This window comes from Vibrio sp. RE88 (assembly GCF_013113835.1).
Classification (GTDB): domain Bacteria; phylum Pseudomonadota; class Gammaproteobacteria; order Enterobacterales; family Vibrionaceae; genus Vibrio.
In genome coordinates this window covers 262,922-277,302 of sequence record NZ_VTYQ01000001.1, presented here as the reverse complement: position 1 = coordinate 277,302, position 14,381 = coordinate 262,922, and the positions used below count along the sequence as shown (strand labels likewise).

Sequence of the window (14,381 nt, the reverse complement as noted above, 5' to 3'; positions counted from 1 at the left end):
ATTCCTTTCTACACTCAGAATTAAGCGAAAAGCTTCCATAATGGCTAGGAAACTATAAGAAAAGTGTAGGTAGAAACATGGAATGTTTACTTCCTGAGTCTCTAGATATTTCAACGGTGCTAGATACTACGACTCATTATCAAGAATGGTTTGCCAATCAAGACTCTATTCAACTCAGCGCCAATTCAGTGGTGAGAGTAGATGCGGCTGGCATACAACTCCTCTCTTCTCTTTTTATTTCCGCAAAGAAGAATCAACGAGACATTCAATTGCTAAAGCCCAGTGAGGTCCTGGTTGAAGGGATAACAACACTCGGTTTGCAAGACGTGTTCGATCTAAAACTAAAGTCGGAGAGTGATTAAAATGACTAAGATCCTTGCAGTAGATGATTCTGTATCCATTCGTCAAATGGTGAGCCACACGTTACGCGATGCTGGCTATGAAGTGGAAACCGCGAATGATGGTCGAGACGCGCTAAACAAAGTTGCGAGTAGCAAGTTTGATGTCGTTATTTCGGATGTCAATATGCCCAACATGGGCGGGTTTGAGTTGGTTAAAGCTCTTAGAGATAAGCCGCAATACAAATTCATTCCTATACTCATGCTCACTACAGAAACCAGTACAGAGAAAAAACAACAAGGTAAATCAGCTGGGGCAACAGGTTGGCTTGTTAAGCCATTTAACCCAGAAACGCTTCTAAAAACTCTAAAACGCGTTATCTAACTAAAATACTTCATTAACAACGTCATCTGGCAGGGAAAAAAGCTTATGGCTTTAGATATGGAACAATTGCGCAAGATGTTTTACGAAGAGTGTCGTGAAAATCTTGAAGTGTTGGAAGATGTGCTACTTAATCTAGATGTCACCTCTCTTGATGAGGAGTCCATCAATACTATCTTCCGTGCCGCTCACTCTATTAAGGGAGGAGCCGCAACGTTTAACTTGTTTGATATCAGTGAATTTACCCACTCTGTCGAAGCCTATCTAGATCTGGTTCGTAATAATGTAAAAGAGCTCACTGCAGAGACGGTCGATTTACTGCTTAAAAGCGGCGACTGTATCCAGAGTATGCTGGAAGGACATGAGCAGGGAAGTGAAGTAGACACTGAACTGCAAAAAGAGGTCAGTGCGCAGCTGCATGAGTTACTCGGGGAAGCTGCGGCGGAGCCAGAATCTCAAGCTGAAGAGTCTTCCGAGCAAGCAACGAATAGTGATGAGTCACAACCAGACGTTTCTGATGGTGCCGGCCATTGGCTTGTAACTTTTGAACCCCACCCAGAAATGTTTTTTAGTGGTAATGACCCACTTAGAATCCTACGTGAACTAAAAGAACTTCACTCCTCCTGTCAGATTACAGTCAATACTGAGTCTCTCCCCGAAATTGAAGCGATCGAAGCAGAGCTTTGCTACCTAAAATGGCAGGCGAGCCTTGATGCGGAAGTAGAAGAAGAGAAAATTAAAGAGATTTTCGAATGGGTCGAAGATGAATGCGAATTAACGGTTGAGTTTATCTCTGATACCTCCGCCGCAACTACAGAAGCTTCAGCTGAAGAAGCGGAAACACCTCAAACTTCTGCGACAGAAGCGCCCTCTGCGACTAAAGAAGTTGTGGCAAAAGAATCCACGAAAGCCGATCAGAAACCTACAAAAGTTGCGAAAACAGAGTCAAGTGTCAGCTCCATAAGGGTTGATATCGATAAGGTCGATAGCCTGATTAACCTGGTTGGGGAGCTTGTTATCACACAATCGATGCTGACTGAAATCGGTAATGACTTCACGATTGATAAGCTAGAGAAGTTGAAAGTTGGATTAGCTCAATTGTTGCAAAATAGTAAGGATCTTCAGGAAAACGTACTGAACATTCGCATGTTACCTATGAGCTTTGCTTTTAGCCGATTCCCGCGCTTGGTTCGTGATCTTTCGACTCGCCTAGAGAAGCAGGTTGATTTACAAATTCAGGGCGAACAGACAGAGCTTGATAAAACGGTATTGGAGCGCATTGTTGATCCTTTGGTCCACTTAGTCAGAAATGGGATTGACCATGGCATCGAGCAACCTCAAACACGATTGGAAAAAGGCAAGAAAGAGCAAGGCGTGATTAAACTGAATGCCTACCACCAAGGTGGTTCGATTGTCATTGAAATTAAAGATGATGGTGCTGGCTTAGACTGCGACAAACTTTGGAATAAAGCGACTGAAAAAGGTGTTCTCGCGGCAGATGCACGTCGTGAAGACATGAGCGAAAAGCAGATCATGAATCTAATTTTTGCTCCGGGCTTTTCAACTGCAGAAGAAGTTTCTGATATCTCGGGTCGAGGTGTCGGGATGGATGTAGTGAGAAGAAATATTGAAGAGCTGGGTGGTCATATCGAAGTGGAATCGGAGCTGGGTGTAGGGAGCTGCTTTACGATCAGTCTGCCACTGACGCTCGCCATTCTTGATGGTCAGTTGGTGAAAGTGGCTGGTGAGGTGTACGTGATCCCACTCTTGACGATTGTGGAATCGATTCAGATTGACCCCGAATGCATCAAACTTGCTTCTGGGGGAATTGAATTGTACCGCTTGCGTGAAGAAAACATCCCGATCCTTCGTCTGCAAGAAGAACTGGAAATGGGTCAAAGCGGCTCATTGGATGCCCGTATTCTCTGCTTTGTGGAAGCGGCTGGTAACCGAGTTGGACTGTTACTAGACGAATTGCTCGATCAGCAACAGGTTGTCATTAAGAGCCTAGAGTCTAACTACAGTAAGGTTGCCGGTATTTCTGGGGCCACGATCCTCGGTGATGGCTCTGTTTCGTTAATTCTCGACATACAAGGGCTAATCACCAATTTCCTCAAACGAGCATCTGACTCAACACACAACGGCATAGCAGCATAAGGGGGCGCAATGGAATCTGCGATGGTAACGGCAACAGAAGTCGACTCTCGCCAGGCGATTGAAGCCCAGGCTCAGGCCGTTTTGGAGCAAGTGAGTGAAGAAGGGGTTTCAGAAAGTGCCGACTTCTTAAGCTTTAAGCTGGCAAGCGAACTGTACGGTGTAGAGATAAAAGATGTCGAAGAGATTCGTGTTTGGGAGCGCCCAACACCCATACCACGAGCACCACAATATGTGAAAGGCGTTATCAATCTGCGAGGAATGATTGTGCCTGTGGTGGATTTACGTAGCCGGTTTGAAATCGGTGAATGCGAATACCTGCCAAGTACTGTTGTGATTGTACTGCGCTTTCAGGCAGAAGAAAGTGAACGTTTAATGGGCTTAGTGGTTGATGCAGTGAGCGATGTCGTTAGCCAGGGTCAAAATGAGCTATATCCGGGAGTGGGTGAGTCAGCGGTTTCTCCTTATCTACAGGGATTGATTAATGTTGGCGAACAAGTCATGTCGTTGCTCAATACTGAAGAGCTTCTCAACATAGACCGAATTTTGAGGAAAGAGTCATGATCATACCGCAAGAGTTTTTGAGCTTTGTGCTAGGGGATGACGAGTATGGCGTGCCTATTCTTGATGTCCGTGAAGTTCGCGGTTGGAGCTCAGTACGTGAAGTTCCCAGCTCGCCAGATTATATGCTCGGTGTACTAGAGATTCGTGGAGAGTATGTCCCTATCGTGGACCTGCGATCTCGTTTCGGATTACCACCGGCGCAGATCGGCGCAACGACAGTGGTGATTGTTCTCAATGATGCCGATATGCATCCGTTAGGCATTATTGTTGACGGTGTATCCGAAGTCTATCCGTTAACGGATGAACAAATAAAACCAGCGCCACATGTATCCCATACAGTTGACCACAGTTATATAAGAGGTATTGCCTCCGTCGAAAATGGTCATCTGATACTAATAAATCTTGAGGCTCTGTTTGATGTATCAGAGCTTGTTGTACCTGACCAGAACGAAGAGAGTTGGGCTTAAAAACACGTCAAACGAAGCAACCAGTGAGAGGTGACTCATGGCATTTTGGAATCGGAAACCACAGCCTGCTGCTGCGGAGCAATTTGCTTCGTCTGCGCAGGATAGTTTAATGGATGAATACGAGCCTGAAAGTAATAAAGGGTTGTCGAAAGAACAACTCTTTTCAGCGTTGAACGCAGCGCAGACCGCGTTAATGATGATCGACCGGGATTTTAACATTACCTATGTGAATCGGAAGTCGATGGACCTACTGAAAACACACGAAGCGTTGTTTCAGTCTTTCTGGCCTAACTTCCGTGCCGACGAAGAGTTTCTGATGGGCTATTGTATTGATGGCTTTCACGCAAACCCCGCGCATCAGCGTCAAATGTTGTCCAACCCTTCAAATCTGCCATACACCACTACCATTGACGTCAAAGATGTAAAAATCGAGCTGAATGTCGGCGCGATCATTGACGGCCAAGGTAACTACGTTGGTAACACGTTGGAATGGTCTGACGTTACGGCGGCTATTGCCCAGCAAGATGATATTGCCAGACTGCAAGCCGCGGTAGATCAAGCTCAAACGGCGATGGTGATGATTGACCGTGATTTCAATATTACGTATGCCAACCAAGAAACCATCAAATTGTTTGGTAAACATGAGGCGACACTGCGGACTGTATGGTCCGGCTTTACCGCTTCAGAAGACTGGCTGATGGGGCGCTGCATCGATGAGTTCCATAAGAACCCAGCACACCAAAGACAATTGCTGTCTGACCCATCGAATTTGCCATACAAGACCGATATTCAAATTGCAGATCTAACCATAGAGCTGAATGTCGCTTCGATTACAGACTCGCAGGGTAATTACATCGGTAATACTTTGGAGTGGTCAGATGTAACCGCAATACGTGCTCAACAAGATGACGTGGCAAGATTGCAAGCGGCGGTTGACCAAGCTCAAACTGCGATGGTGATGATAGACCGAGACTTTTTAATCACCTATGCCAATAAAGAAACCGTTGACTTGTTTGGTAAGCATGAAGCGAAGCTGCGTACAGTCTGGTCTGGCTTTACGGCATCCGAAGAGTGGTTGATGGGGCGCTGTATTGATGAGTTCCATAAAAACCCAGCCCATCAGAGACAGCTTCTCTCTACACCGAATAATCTCCCTTACAAAACCGATATTGATATTGCGGATATCAAAATAGAGCTTAATGTTGCTGCGATTACAGACTCGCAAGGCAACTACATCGGTAATACGCTTGAGTGGCGTGATGTAACTGAAGAGCGCGCGAAAGAGCAGGAAGTTGGTCGTTTAGCTTCTGCCGTTAAAGGGATGACCACCAATCTGATGATGGCGGACAAAGACGGTATTATTCAGTATCTCAACCCAGCATTGTCGACCTTACTGAAGTCCAGAGAAAGTGATTTGCAGAAAGCACTGCCAGGATTCGATGCCAGCAACTTGATTGGCAAAAATATTGATGTGTTCCATAAAAATCCAAGTCACCAGAGAAACATCATTAATAACCCTGACAGACTTCCATTCAGTTCCAATATCGCAGTAGGCGGGCTGGAATTTAATCTGACTTGTATTGCCATGCATGATGCTCAAGGTAACTACATTGGCCCAGCATTGCAGTGGGAAGACATCACCGAGCAGCAAGATGGTCAGCGCCAGGTTGAAGCACTGATTCAGCGCGCTATTTCTGGTGAGTTTAACGAACGGATTGATACCTCTGTGTACAGCGGCTTTATGAAAGAGCTTGGGGACGGCATCAATAACTTACTCGATACCATGGTTGAGCCAATTGGCCAATGTATTGACGTCATGAGCCGCGTTGCTGATGGCGACTTAAATACCAATATGTCGGAAGACAACAAAGGTGAATTTGGTCGATTATCTGATGCGGTTAACACTTCGATACTCAACCTGCGCAATATGGTCGACAAGATCACTCAGTCTTCGGCACGAGTCGCGACGGCATCGACGGAAATCGCTGAAGGTAACAATGACCTAAGCCAGCGTGTCGAAGCTCAAGCCTCTAATCTAGAAGAAACAGCGGCAAGTATGGAGCAGATGACCGCCACCGTTCGCCAAAATGCCGATAACGCGAAAGGTGCAAATTCTCTCGCGGAAGATGCGACTAAGAAAGCAAGTAAAGGCGGCGAAGTAGTTGGCCAAGCGGTTTCAGCCATGTCTGAAATCAACACTGCGAGTAAGAAAATTGCTGACATCATTGGTGTTATCGATGAAATCGCCTTCCAGACCAACCTACTAGCACTGAACGCGGCAGTGGAAGCAGCTCGAGCTGGCGAACAAGGGCGTGGTTTTGCTGTGGTTGCAGGTGAAGTTCGAAACTTAGCACAACGAAGTGCGGCGGCGGCAAAAGAAATCAAAGGACTGATCAAAGATAGCGTTGAGAAAGTGGACGAAGGCTCAAGGTTGGTGGATGAGTCTGGTGATACCTTGAATGAAATCGTTGAGGCAGTTGAGAAAGTAACAGAGTTGATTGCTCAGATTGCTTCGTCGAGCCTAGAGCAATCAACAGGCATTGATGAGATCAACCGCGCTATCACAACCATGGATGAAATGACTCAGCAGAATGCGTCTTTGGTTGAAGAAACGTCGGCAGCGAGCCAGTCGCTGAAAGATGAAGGTAAACAACTTATCCATCTGATGAACTTCTTTGCTTCTGATGAGAATGTTGCCACCTTTAGTTCAGAAAAGACAAAAGACACTAGGCAAAAAAGCAGTAATGTCAGAGAAATAAGAACACCACGCGTTGCTAATGCAGGATTTAAAGCGGGTGAGGAAGGGGACGAATGGGAAGAGTTCTAACTCGTGAGGGGGAGATGGCGTCTGCAAATGAGTTTGAGCTAACGGATAAAGATTTTAAGTTTATTCAGTGGTTCATGCACAAACACGCAGGGATCTATTTCTCTGATCGAAAGCGAACCATGGTCTATGGACGCATTAGCCGCCAGCTTAGGCGGCTAGGGCTCACTCGTTTCTCTGAATACAAACCCGTTATTGAAAAAGACAGCAGCGAACGAGTGAGGTTCATTAATAGCCTAACGACGAATAAAACCCAGTTTTTCCGCGAATATCATCATTTTGAATTTTTGGAAAATGTGATGCTCGAAGAATGGAAGCAACAAGGAGCCAATAATATCAGGATTTGGTCAGCAGGATGCTCGACAGGTGAAGAGCCGTACAGCTTTGTTTCTTCCCTCTACTGTAGCAACGCCTTTAACCAGTTTAAGCAGGTATCCATCACTGCAACGGATCTTGATACAAAAGTTCTTTCTCATGCAAAGCGGGGTGTCTACAGTGATGAGGCAATTTCGTCTATCCCTAAGCAGTATTTAAAGCCCTGTTTCTTTAAAGGAAGAGACGGTCAGGAGGGAAACATAAAGATTGCTAAGGGGCTGCAAAAATACATCCAATTTCATCAGCTAAACTTGTTGGACAAGTGGGATTTTAAGCAACCCTTTGATCTGATCTCGTGTCGTAATGTGATGATCTACTTTGATAGGCCAACCCAAGAAAAACTTATCAGACGGTTCCATAAACAGCTTAAACCCAACGGAATCTTATTTATCGGGCACTCCGAAAGTGTCGGAGCCTGCAGCGATATTTTTCGTCACTTAGGCAAAACCATCTATGCGAAACAATAGGGGCAGTTATGATTGGGCTAAAGACCGGCAAGCCAAAGTACGAAAACAGCCACTTTAATCGTTTTTATCATCCTCAGAAAGAGAAGCACATGATCAAGGTGTTTCCTGGTGGGCTTTACTGTACCCATGAAGATGAATTGATAGCGACGGGGTTAGGGTCATGTATCGCTGCTTGCGTTTGGGATGAATATGCGGCCATCGGTGGCATGAACCACTTCTTACTGCCATTCCATAATCATTCGGAAATCAATTCATGGCGCCCAGATGAAGTTGTTTCTACTGCATCGCGTTACGGTAGCCATGCGATGGAAATGTTAATTAATACCTTGATTTCTCAAGGCGCAAGACGTTCGTCACTCAAAGTTAAGTTGTTTGGTGGGGCGCAAATGTTAGGTCGACATTCCATGATTGGGGAAAAAAATATCTCGTTTATTCTCAATTACGTTGATCAGGAAAATTTACCTGTTGTAGCTCAGGATTTAGGAGGCGTTGAACCACGTAAAATTATCTTCAACCCGCTAACAGGACAAGCGTGGCTGAAACGTATTCCCTATACTGAAATTCATCACCTACAACAAGAAGAAGATAAGTACGCCAGTCAATTGGATAAAGAAAGTCATCGCCCTCATGATGACGATGTGGAGCTGTTCTAATGAAGAAAATTAAAGTACTGGTGGTAGATGATTCTCCAGTTTTCAGAGCTTTGCTTGCTCAGTTGATCAATTCAGATCCTGAGCTTGAAGTTGTCGCTATGGCGGAGGATCCGTATCAGGCTAGAGATCTGATCAAGATTCACAATCCCGATGTACTGACGTTAGACATTGAAATGCCAAAAATGAATGGTGTTCAGTTCCTGAAAAATCTCATGCGTTTGCGTCCAATGCCGGTCATCATGATATCGACTCTTACTCAGCATGGAGCTGAGCCAACCTTAGCGGCGCTTGAGCTTGGAGCGGTTGACTATTTCCCTAAGCCTGCGGTGGACAACTCAGGAGAGATGGTTAATTACAAAGATCATATCAATGACAAGATAAAAATGGCGGCTGGGGCCAATGTTTTCCAGGATCGAACTAAGCACGCACCCACACAGAAGATTGCACCACAGAACCTGAGAACCAAAGTTGAAGTGATTGCGATAGGTGCCTCGACCGGAGGCACAGAAGCCGTCAGACAAGTGTTATCTGCTCTGCCTTCTGGATTACCACCGATTGTTATCACTCAGCACATTAGCGCTATGTTCAGTGCGTCATTTGCTCAACGTCTTAATGATAACAGTGATATTCAGGTCAAGGAGCTTGCAGCAAGTAAAGCACCACTGGTTAACGGCTGCGCGTATGTGGCTCCGGGTGATAAACACTTAGTTGTCGTTAAACGTGGCGCGCACTTATATTGCCAAATTGACGACCGACCTACGGTAAATCGCCATAAACCGTCGGTTGATGTGATGTTTGATACCGTAGCTGAGACGGTAGGCAAAAATGCGATAGGCATTATCTTGACTGGTATGGGTCAAGATGGAGCGAGAGGGATGCTTAAGATGCGTGAAGAAGGGGCAATGACTATCGCCCAGGATAAAGCGTCTTCCGTTGTTTGGGGAATGCCGCGAGTTGCAGTTGAAATGAATGCTGCGCAGCAAGTGCTGAGTCTTAAACAGATACCCCAGAAAATATGTGATTGCCTAAAGAAATAAGCGCCTGTGCGGGCACAACGTCAGGGATGTACTATGAATAAAATAACAATGACCCCGAAAATCCGCTATACCCTTGCGATAGGGACACAGATTGTCTTGCTTTCGATTGGCATGACGTTGTCATCGTCTATTGCGCATGTTGCTGTGATGGTACTTGCGGCGGCTATCCCGTGGTTTGTCTTCCCTAGAGGTGCTTCCACGCCAAGTAAGCCTGAGTTAAATGAGCTCCGGGCAAAGTCATCTTCGGATGAGAAGCAGGTCAGCCTACAGGTCAGCGAGATATTAGGAAAAATATCCCTTCAACTTAATGAACCGTTAGATCATCAGCATGGCGTTGTTGATGAGTCGGCGGAAACGCTAAATGAAAGCTTTTTTGAAATGCAGAAATTGGCCGAGGGTCAAAATGCCATTGCTGAAGAGCTAGTGAGTAACATCATGGGTAATAAAGATAACGCCTATGATATCACTCAGGTTCTGCCCAAAACGGAAGGCATTATTCGCCAGTTCGTTGACACGCTCGTTAATATCTCTGAGAAGAGTATTTCTGCAGTACACAGCATTCATGACATGTCCGAGAAGCTGGATGCGGTGTTTAAACTGTTAGCGCAAGTTCGTGGCCTTTCTGAGCAAACCAATCTACTAGCCTTAAATGCGGCGATTGAAGCGGCACGAGCTGGGGAGGCTGGGAGAGGCTTTGCTGTTGTGGCGCAAGAGGTAAGAAACCTGTCTGTCAAAGCAAAAGAACTTAACAGCGAAATAGAAAAGGAAATTAATGTAGCTCAGGATACGGTTAAAGAAGCCAATAAAACGGTCGGTGAGATGGCATCAATCGATATGACTGAAGCGATAGAGTCTAAGGATAAAGTGGATGATATGCTTCGAGGTGTGAAAGAGGCTAACGCGGTCGTCGAGCAGGAAGTTCAAAAAATCAAATCCATTGGTGTCACGCTGCATACCCGTGTTGGTGATGGTATCAGGGCATTGCAGTTTACAGACATCATTGTCCAGCAAGGGGATTACGCCAAGATCAGTGTCGGTTTCCTCGATCAGGTAGCAGAAATACTGATTGCTCATGCCAATGGCAGCCTAGATCTTGATGAGATGAATCAGGCTGTGGCGGACCTGAAATCAAACATAGAACATCGCGGGGCTCCTGCTGCTTCCCAGGAAAGTATTGAAGAGGGAGAGGTAGAGTTATTCTGATGAGTCAAGCATATACATATTGTCGTGGAGGCGGTGCCGTCTTCGTTGTTGAAAAGGAAATATTATGTCCGTAGAAGCTGAAGTTGATGCACATTCCAAGCAAGTAACCATCTTAATTGAAGGGGCTTTTGGGTTTAATCTGGTCCAAGAGTTTCGTCGTTGTTATTCAGACAAGAAAGACTTTCGTTTTATCATCGATTTGCGAAAAGTCGATTATATAGATAGTGCGGGGCTGGGTATGTTGCTTAATATGCACAACTATCTTGAGCAGGATGATGGGATGATCCGAATTACCAATACATTGCCACAGGTGCGAAAGATACTGACCATTTCTCGTTTTGATAAGAAGTTTTCTATCGAATAGCGGTTAAGGAGGGTCGTATGCATGTCATGATAATTGACGACCACGCTACGAATCGAGAGTTGTGTCGATTCATGCTCAGCGAAATGGCGGAAGAAGTCACGACGTTCGAAAATGGTGAGGGTGTCGTTGAAGCAATGCACAAGATGCCATCTCTGCCGGATGTCATCTTGTTGGATGTGATGATGCCAGTGAAGGATGGTTTTACGACAGCACAGGAAATTCGTGATGCGTTCCCTAAACTTCATATGCCGATCATCTTTCTTACCGTGCTTGATGATCACGATTCGTTTGAGCGATGCCTGACATTAGGGGAAGACTTTATTCCCAAGCCAGTCGAGCGAAGTGTGTTAGTGGCGAAAGTTCAAGCGCACTATCGAATTGTAAAGATGCATAATGAGGTGAAGGAACATCGTGATGAGCTGAGTAAGTTTCACGAACAAGTGCGCTATGACTATGCGATCGCGGAGTCTATTTTCTCCAACTTAATGGAGGAAATGAGCGCTCAAGTGAAAAGCATTTATGGCATCAACTATATTTCAACTCCATCGACGGTTTTCAACGGTGATCTGATTGTTGTGGCCAATCGGCCTCATGGCGGAGTATACGTGATGATTGCCGATGCCACAGGGCACGGTCTTCCGGCGGCTATTTCGGCTATTCCTGCAACTCGAGCCTTCTTCTCCATGGCCTCAAAAGGTCTATCACTGGGCGAAATTGTTCGCGAACTCAATGACGTATTAGTGCGCTTCTTGCCGATGGGTATGATGCTAGCGGCTAGCGTATTTGAAATTCGAGCCAACGGGTTTGAAGTTTCTTGGTGGGGCGGTGGCTTGCCTGACGGCTACTTGCTGGATAAGGATGGCTCTATCAGTCGCAAACTGGTTTCCACGCATATGCCGCTGGGCGTTTTAAAACCTCACGAGTTTGAAACCGATCTGGTGCACTTCAAAATGGAACCAGACCAAAAGATTCTCTGTTACACCGATGGCGTTATAGAAGCTGAAAATGGGCTCGGGGAGCAGTTTGGTCAAGAGCGATTGGAAGCAGCATTAACGTCTGGGAGAGCGATGATCCCGACGCTGTTTGAGTCGGTGAGAAAGTTTGCCAATCGCAATGTGGGCGATGATTTGTCTATTTTGGCGATGGAGTTTCCGATTTCAAACAGCAACGATAAAGTGGTTCAGCAAAATAGTTTTTATCTCAGTAAAACACCGGCGCAGTCGAAGATGCGTTTCCCAGCTTCCGTGCTTAAGTCCGTGACGGTGATGAGTGAAGTCAGACAGTTCCTGACCGGTGTGATGACAGGACCCCACTTGGATCTAGTTTGCTCCGTTTTATCTGAGTTGTTTGCTAACGCGATTGAACATGGCTTATTGCATCTGGATTCGAAAATTAAGGAAGAGCCTGATGGTTTCTTCACGTTTTATCAGTTGCGCGAAGAGAAGCTCAAAGAGCTATCTGAAGAGCTTTGGGTGACCTTGTTTATCGATTACAAACCAGAGCAAAAGCAGCTTGTATTGGAGCTGGAACACAATGGTGTTGGTTTTGACTACAACAAGCTGAAGCAAAGCATCGATAAGTCCTTAACCCATGGAAGAGGCATTGTACTGGCTTCAGAACTATGTGACTCATTAGATTATTCGAAACAAGGAAAATGTGTGACGGCGATATACAGCCTAGACTCTAAGCACCATTTCCCGAGTTCAGACTAATTGTATTTACAGTGTAAAAGCCCTTGAGAAGTGACCTAAGCCTTACTTTGTCACAAATTTGATACTGTATTTCGCGAGGATTATATAAACTAAAGTTATAGGGATTTGATGAAGTAGGCTGTAAATGTGGGACAAATTAGTCAGCTTATCTGATGATAATCAACAGGTTATTGCCAAGTTGCGCCCTGATATGAATATCGATGGTCGCTTTGACAGTAAGGGTGTTGAAGAAGCGTTAGAGGGGATTGGCGCTACCGATTTTTGCGTATTTGAGGAAGAAATTACTCGATTTGTTAATTGCGCAAAGGAAGGAAAGAGTGAGGCGCTATTAGGATTCCCTATTGCTGAAATCAGAGATGCTGCAGTTGAAGTGGTTCTGTCAGATCATGATATGTTGGCCAGTATGGTAGTGACTGGTGCTTATCGTGGTGCGCCGCTTAAAGGTCCTCAAATTGTGCAAGCGTTGGCTCAGGCGCATGTGACAAAGGGCATTAACAAACTGGCACTGAAAAAAGTGTTAATGATGAGCCATCAACTCAAACCGGGTGAAACCTTTACCCAACCTGTCGCCAAAGGCAAGAACCCTATTCAGGGGCAAGATGCCAAATTCATCCCACTGGTTCAAGACATCACTAAGCAAGTACTTGCTCCTTCTCAAGACGCTGACGGCAAAGTTGATATGTTGGATCTCGGTGAAACGGTCACTGTAGAAGAGAAAGCTCGCTTGATGAAGCGTATTCCCGCGACTAAAGGGACGCCAGGTATCACAGTGCAAGGGAAACCTATTCCACCGAAGCCTGGTAATGATGCGATGCTGAAAGCATCGAAAGGTTCAGAAATCTCACCTCAGGATCCTAACCTGCTTGTCGCTGCGGTCTCCGGTATGCCAATGATCAAAGAGCGCACTGTCGAAGTTGAAGACGCGCTGTGTTTGCCTACGATTGGTGTCGCGACAGGTCATGTGAAATTCAAAGGCAATGTCATTGTCACCGGAAACATTGAGTCCGATATGATGGTTCGTGCCACCGGAAATTTAACGGTTGGTGGTTTTATTGAGTCGGCCGATGTTCAGGCACAAGGCGATATAGAAGTTGCTAAAGGCATCATTGGTCATAACGTTTCGGAAGACGAAGCGAAAAGCTGTCATGTAAAAGCGGGCGGCTCTATTACCGCAAACTACGCTCAATTCTCAGAACTTCAGGCCGCTGAAAATATTAATCTTTCAGTCCACTGTATGAACAACGAAATTCGTTGTGGTAAAGATTTAACGGTATCTGACGCTGCCGAGAAGCAGGGGACCTTAAGTGGTGGTCACGCAAAAATTGGTGGGAAGGTGACCTGCGTTAATCTAGGTGTTGAAGGCGATACCGCGACTTACGTTAATGCGTTTGCGCGTTACCAGAACTTCAAAGAGCGTCAGCAAAAATACAAAGAGCAATATAAGCTTGCCCAAGAGGCGACCATGGATGTGGTTCGTCGGGAGCTGGAATTTAAGAAAACTCCGAAAGCAGAACGCAGCGAAGAAGAAGCGGCAAACATTGAGAAAATCAAACTTGAATCCAATGCGCGTCTAGAAAAAGTGAAAATGGCGCGTGATAAACATGAGTTAGAGTTTGAACAAGCGCTTGAACACAACATCATTGACGTGAAAAACAAAGTCTACACCCATGTTACGGTTCAATATGGTGAAGAGAAGGTCACGACCAAACGAGTGCATGGTACGAGTACGTTTTCTTTTAACCAATACGAAATTAAATGTGCTGCCGCTATGGACGAAGAGGCGCTTGAGCAAGACTAACTCAGGTCATTTTGACAAAAAAGCAGCCAGCGTTTGCTGGCTG

13 protein-coding genes are annotated in these 14,381 nt (G+C 45.6%); all 13 read left to right on the top strand.

Going from position 1 to position 14,381, the window contains the following annotated elements; genetic code table 11:
• Window positions 1–77 precede the first annotated feature (77 nt).
• On the top strand, window positions 78–362 hold the full coding sequence (locus tag F0265_RS01325) for an STAS domain-containing protein (protein WP_171747453.1): 285 nt from the start codon (window positions 78–80) through the stop codon (window positions 360–362).
• 1 nt (window position 363) lies between these two features.
• Window positions 364–723 (top strand): response regulator, encoded by a 360-nt coding sequence (locus tag F0265_RS01320; protein WP_171747452.1) that lies wholly within the window; start codon window positions 364–366, stop codon window positions 721–723.
• Between the two features lie 45 nt (window positions 724–768).
• Window positions 769–2,877, top strand: a complete 2,109-nt coding sequence (locus F0265_RS01315; protein ID WP_171747451.1) for a chemotaxis protein CheA — start codon at window positions 769–771, stop codon at window positions 2,875–2,877.
• Window positions 2,878–2,886: 9 nt separating this feature from the next.
• Window positions 2,887–3,438 (top strand): chemotaxis protein CheW, encoded by a 552-nt coding sequence (locus F0265_RS01310; RefSeq protein WP_253809267.1) that lies wholly within the window; start codon window positions 2,887–2,889, stop codon window positions 3,436–3,438.
• A complete protein-coding gene (locus tag F0265_RS01305) occupies window positions 3,435–3,905 on the top strand; it encodes a chemotaxis protein CheW (RefSeq protein ID WP_171747450.1) in 471 nt (156 codons plus the stop codon). The genes F0265_RS01310 and F0265_RS01305 overlap by 4 nt, the downstream gene beginning before the upstream one ends.
• A 109-nt stretch (window positions 3,906–4,014) precedes the next feature.
• On the top strand, window positions 4,015–6,732 hold the full coding sequence (gene aer2, locus F0265_RS01300) for an aerotaxis transducer Aer2 (RefSeq protein ID WP_171747786.1): 2,718 nt from the start codon (window positions 4,015–4,017) through the stop codon (window positions 6,730–6,732).
• Window positions 6,717–7,571, top strand: a complete 855-nt coding sequence (locus tag F0265_RS01295) for a protein-glutamate O-methyltransferase CheR (protein ID WP_171747449.1) — start codon at window positions 6,717–6,719, stop codon at window positions 7,569–7,571. Before aer2 ends, F0265_RS01295 begins: the two co-directional genes overlap by 16 nt.
• Before the next feature lie 8 nt (window positions 7,572–7,579).
• Window positions 7,580–8,224 (top strand): chemotaxis protein CheD, encoded by a 645-nt coding sequence (locus tag F0265_RS01290; RefSeq protein WP_171747448.1) that lies wholly within the window; start codon window positions 7,580–7,582, stop codon window positions 8,222–8,224.
• Entirely contained in the window at window positions 8,224–9,261 is a 1,038-nt protein-coding gene (locus F0265_RS01285) for a chemotaxis response regulator protein-glutamate methylesterase (protein ID WP_171747447.1), read from the top strand. The genes F0265_RS01290 and F0265_RS01285 overlap by 1 nt, the downstream gene beginning before the upstream one ends.
• 33 nt (window positions 9,262–9,294) lie before the next feature.
• Entirely contained in the window at window positions 9,295–10,464 is a 1,170-nt protein-coding gene (locus F0265_RS01280; RefSeq protein WP_171747446.1) for a methyl-accepting chemotaxis protein, read from the top strand.
• A 64-nt stretch (window positions 10,465–10,528) separates the two neighbouring features.
• Window positions 10,529–10,828 carry an STAS domain-containing protein gene (locus F0265_RS01275; protein WP_171747445.1) on the top strand — a complete coding sequence of 100 codons (300 nt, stop codon included), beginning with the start codon at window positions 10,529–10,531 and terminating at the stop codon, window positions 10,826–10,828.
• A gap of 17 nt (window positions 10,829–10,845) precedes the next feature.
• A complete protein-coding gene (locus F0265_RS01270; protein ID WP_171747444.1) occupies window positions 10,846–12,540 on the top strand; it encodes a fused response regulator/phosphatase in 1,695 nt (564 codons plus the stop codon).
• Between the two features lie 124 nt (window positions 12,541–12,664).
• Window positions 12,665–14,338 carry a FapA family protein gene (locus F0265_RS01265; RefSeq protein ID WP_171747443.1) on the top strand — a complete coding sequence of 558 codons (1,674 nt, stop codon included), beginning with the start codon at window positions 12,665–12,667 and terminating at the stop codon, window positions 14,336–14,338.
• The last annotated feature ends 43 nt before the right edge of the window (window positions 14,339–14,381 follow it).

Excerpts from the sequence above, each read along its gene's own strand:
- F0265_RS01320 (WP_171747452.1), top strand. The coding sequence starts at position 364 with ATGACTAAGATCCTTGCAGTAGATGATTCTGTATCCATTCGTCAAATG.
- F0265_RS01310 (WP_253809267.1), top strand. The coding sequence starts at position 2,887 with ATGGAATCTGCGATGGTAACGGCAACAGAAGTCGACTCTCGCCAGGCG.
- F0265_RS01315 (WP_171747451.1), top strand. The coding sequence starts at position 769 with ATGGCTTTAGATATGGAACAATTGCGCAAGATGTTTTACGAAGAGTGT.
- F0265_RS01280 (WP_171747446.1), top strand. The coding sequence starts at position 9,295 with ATGAATAAAATAACAATGACCCCGAAAATCCGCTATACCCTTGCGATA.
- F0265_RS01265 (WP_171747443.1), top strand. The coding sequence starts at position 12,665 with ATGTGGGACAAATTAGTCAGCTTATCTGATGATAATCAACAGGTTATT.
- F0265_RS01270 (WP_171747444.1), top strand. The coding sequence starts at position 10,846 with ATGCATGTCATGATAATTGACGACCACGCTACGAATCGAGAGTTGTGT.
- F0265_RS01275 (WP_171747445.1), top strand. The coding sequence starts at position 10,529 with ATGTCCGTAGAAGCTGAAGTTGATGCACATTCCAAGCAAGTAACCATC.
- F0265_RS01285 (WP_171747447.1), top strand. The coding sequence starts at position 8,224 with ATGAAGAAAATTAAAGTACTGGTGGTAGATGATTCTCCAGTTTTCAGA.
- F0265_RS01305 (WP_171747450.1), top strand. The coding sequence starts at position 3,435 with ATGATCATACCGCAAGAGTTTTTGAGCTTTGTGCTAGGGGATGACGAG.
- F0265_RS01325 (WP_171747453.1), top strand. The coding sequence starts at position 78 with ATGGAATGTTTACTTCCTGAGTCTCTAGATATTTCAACGGTGCTAGAT.
- F0265_RS01295 (WP_171747449.1), top strand. The coding sequence starts at position 6,717 with ATGGGAAGAGTTCTAACTCGTGAGGGGGAGATGGCGTCTGCAAATGAG.
- aer2 (WP_171747786.1), top strand. The coding sequence starts at position 4,015 with ATGGATGAATACGAGCCTGAAAGTAATAAAGGGTTGTCGAAAGAACAA.
- F0265_RS01290 (WP_171747448.1), top strand. The coding sequence starts at position 7,580 with ATGATTGGGCTAAAGACCGGCAAGCCAAAGTACGAAAACAGCCACTTT.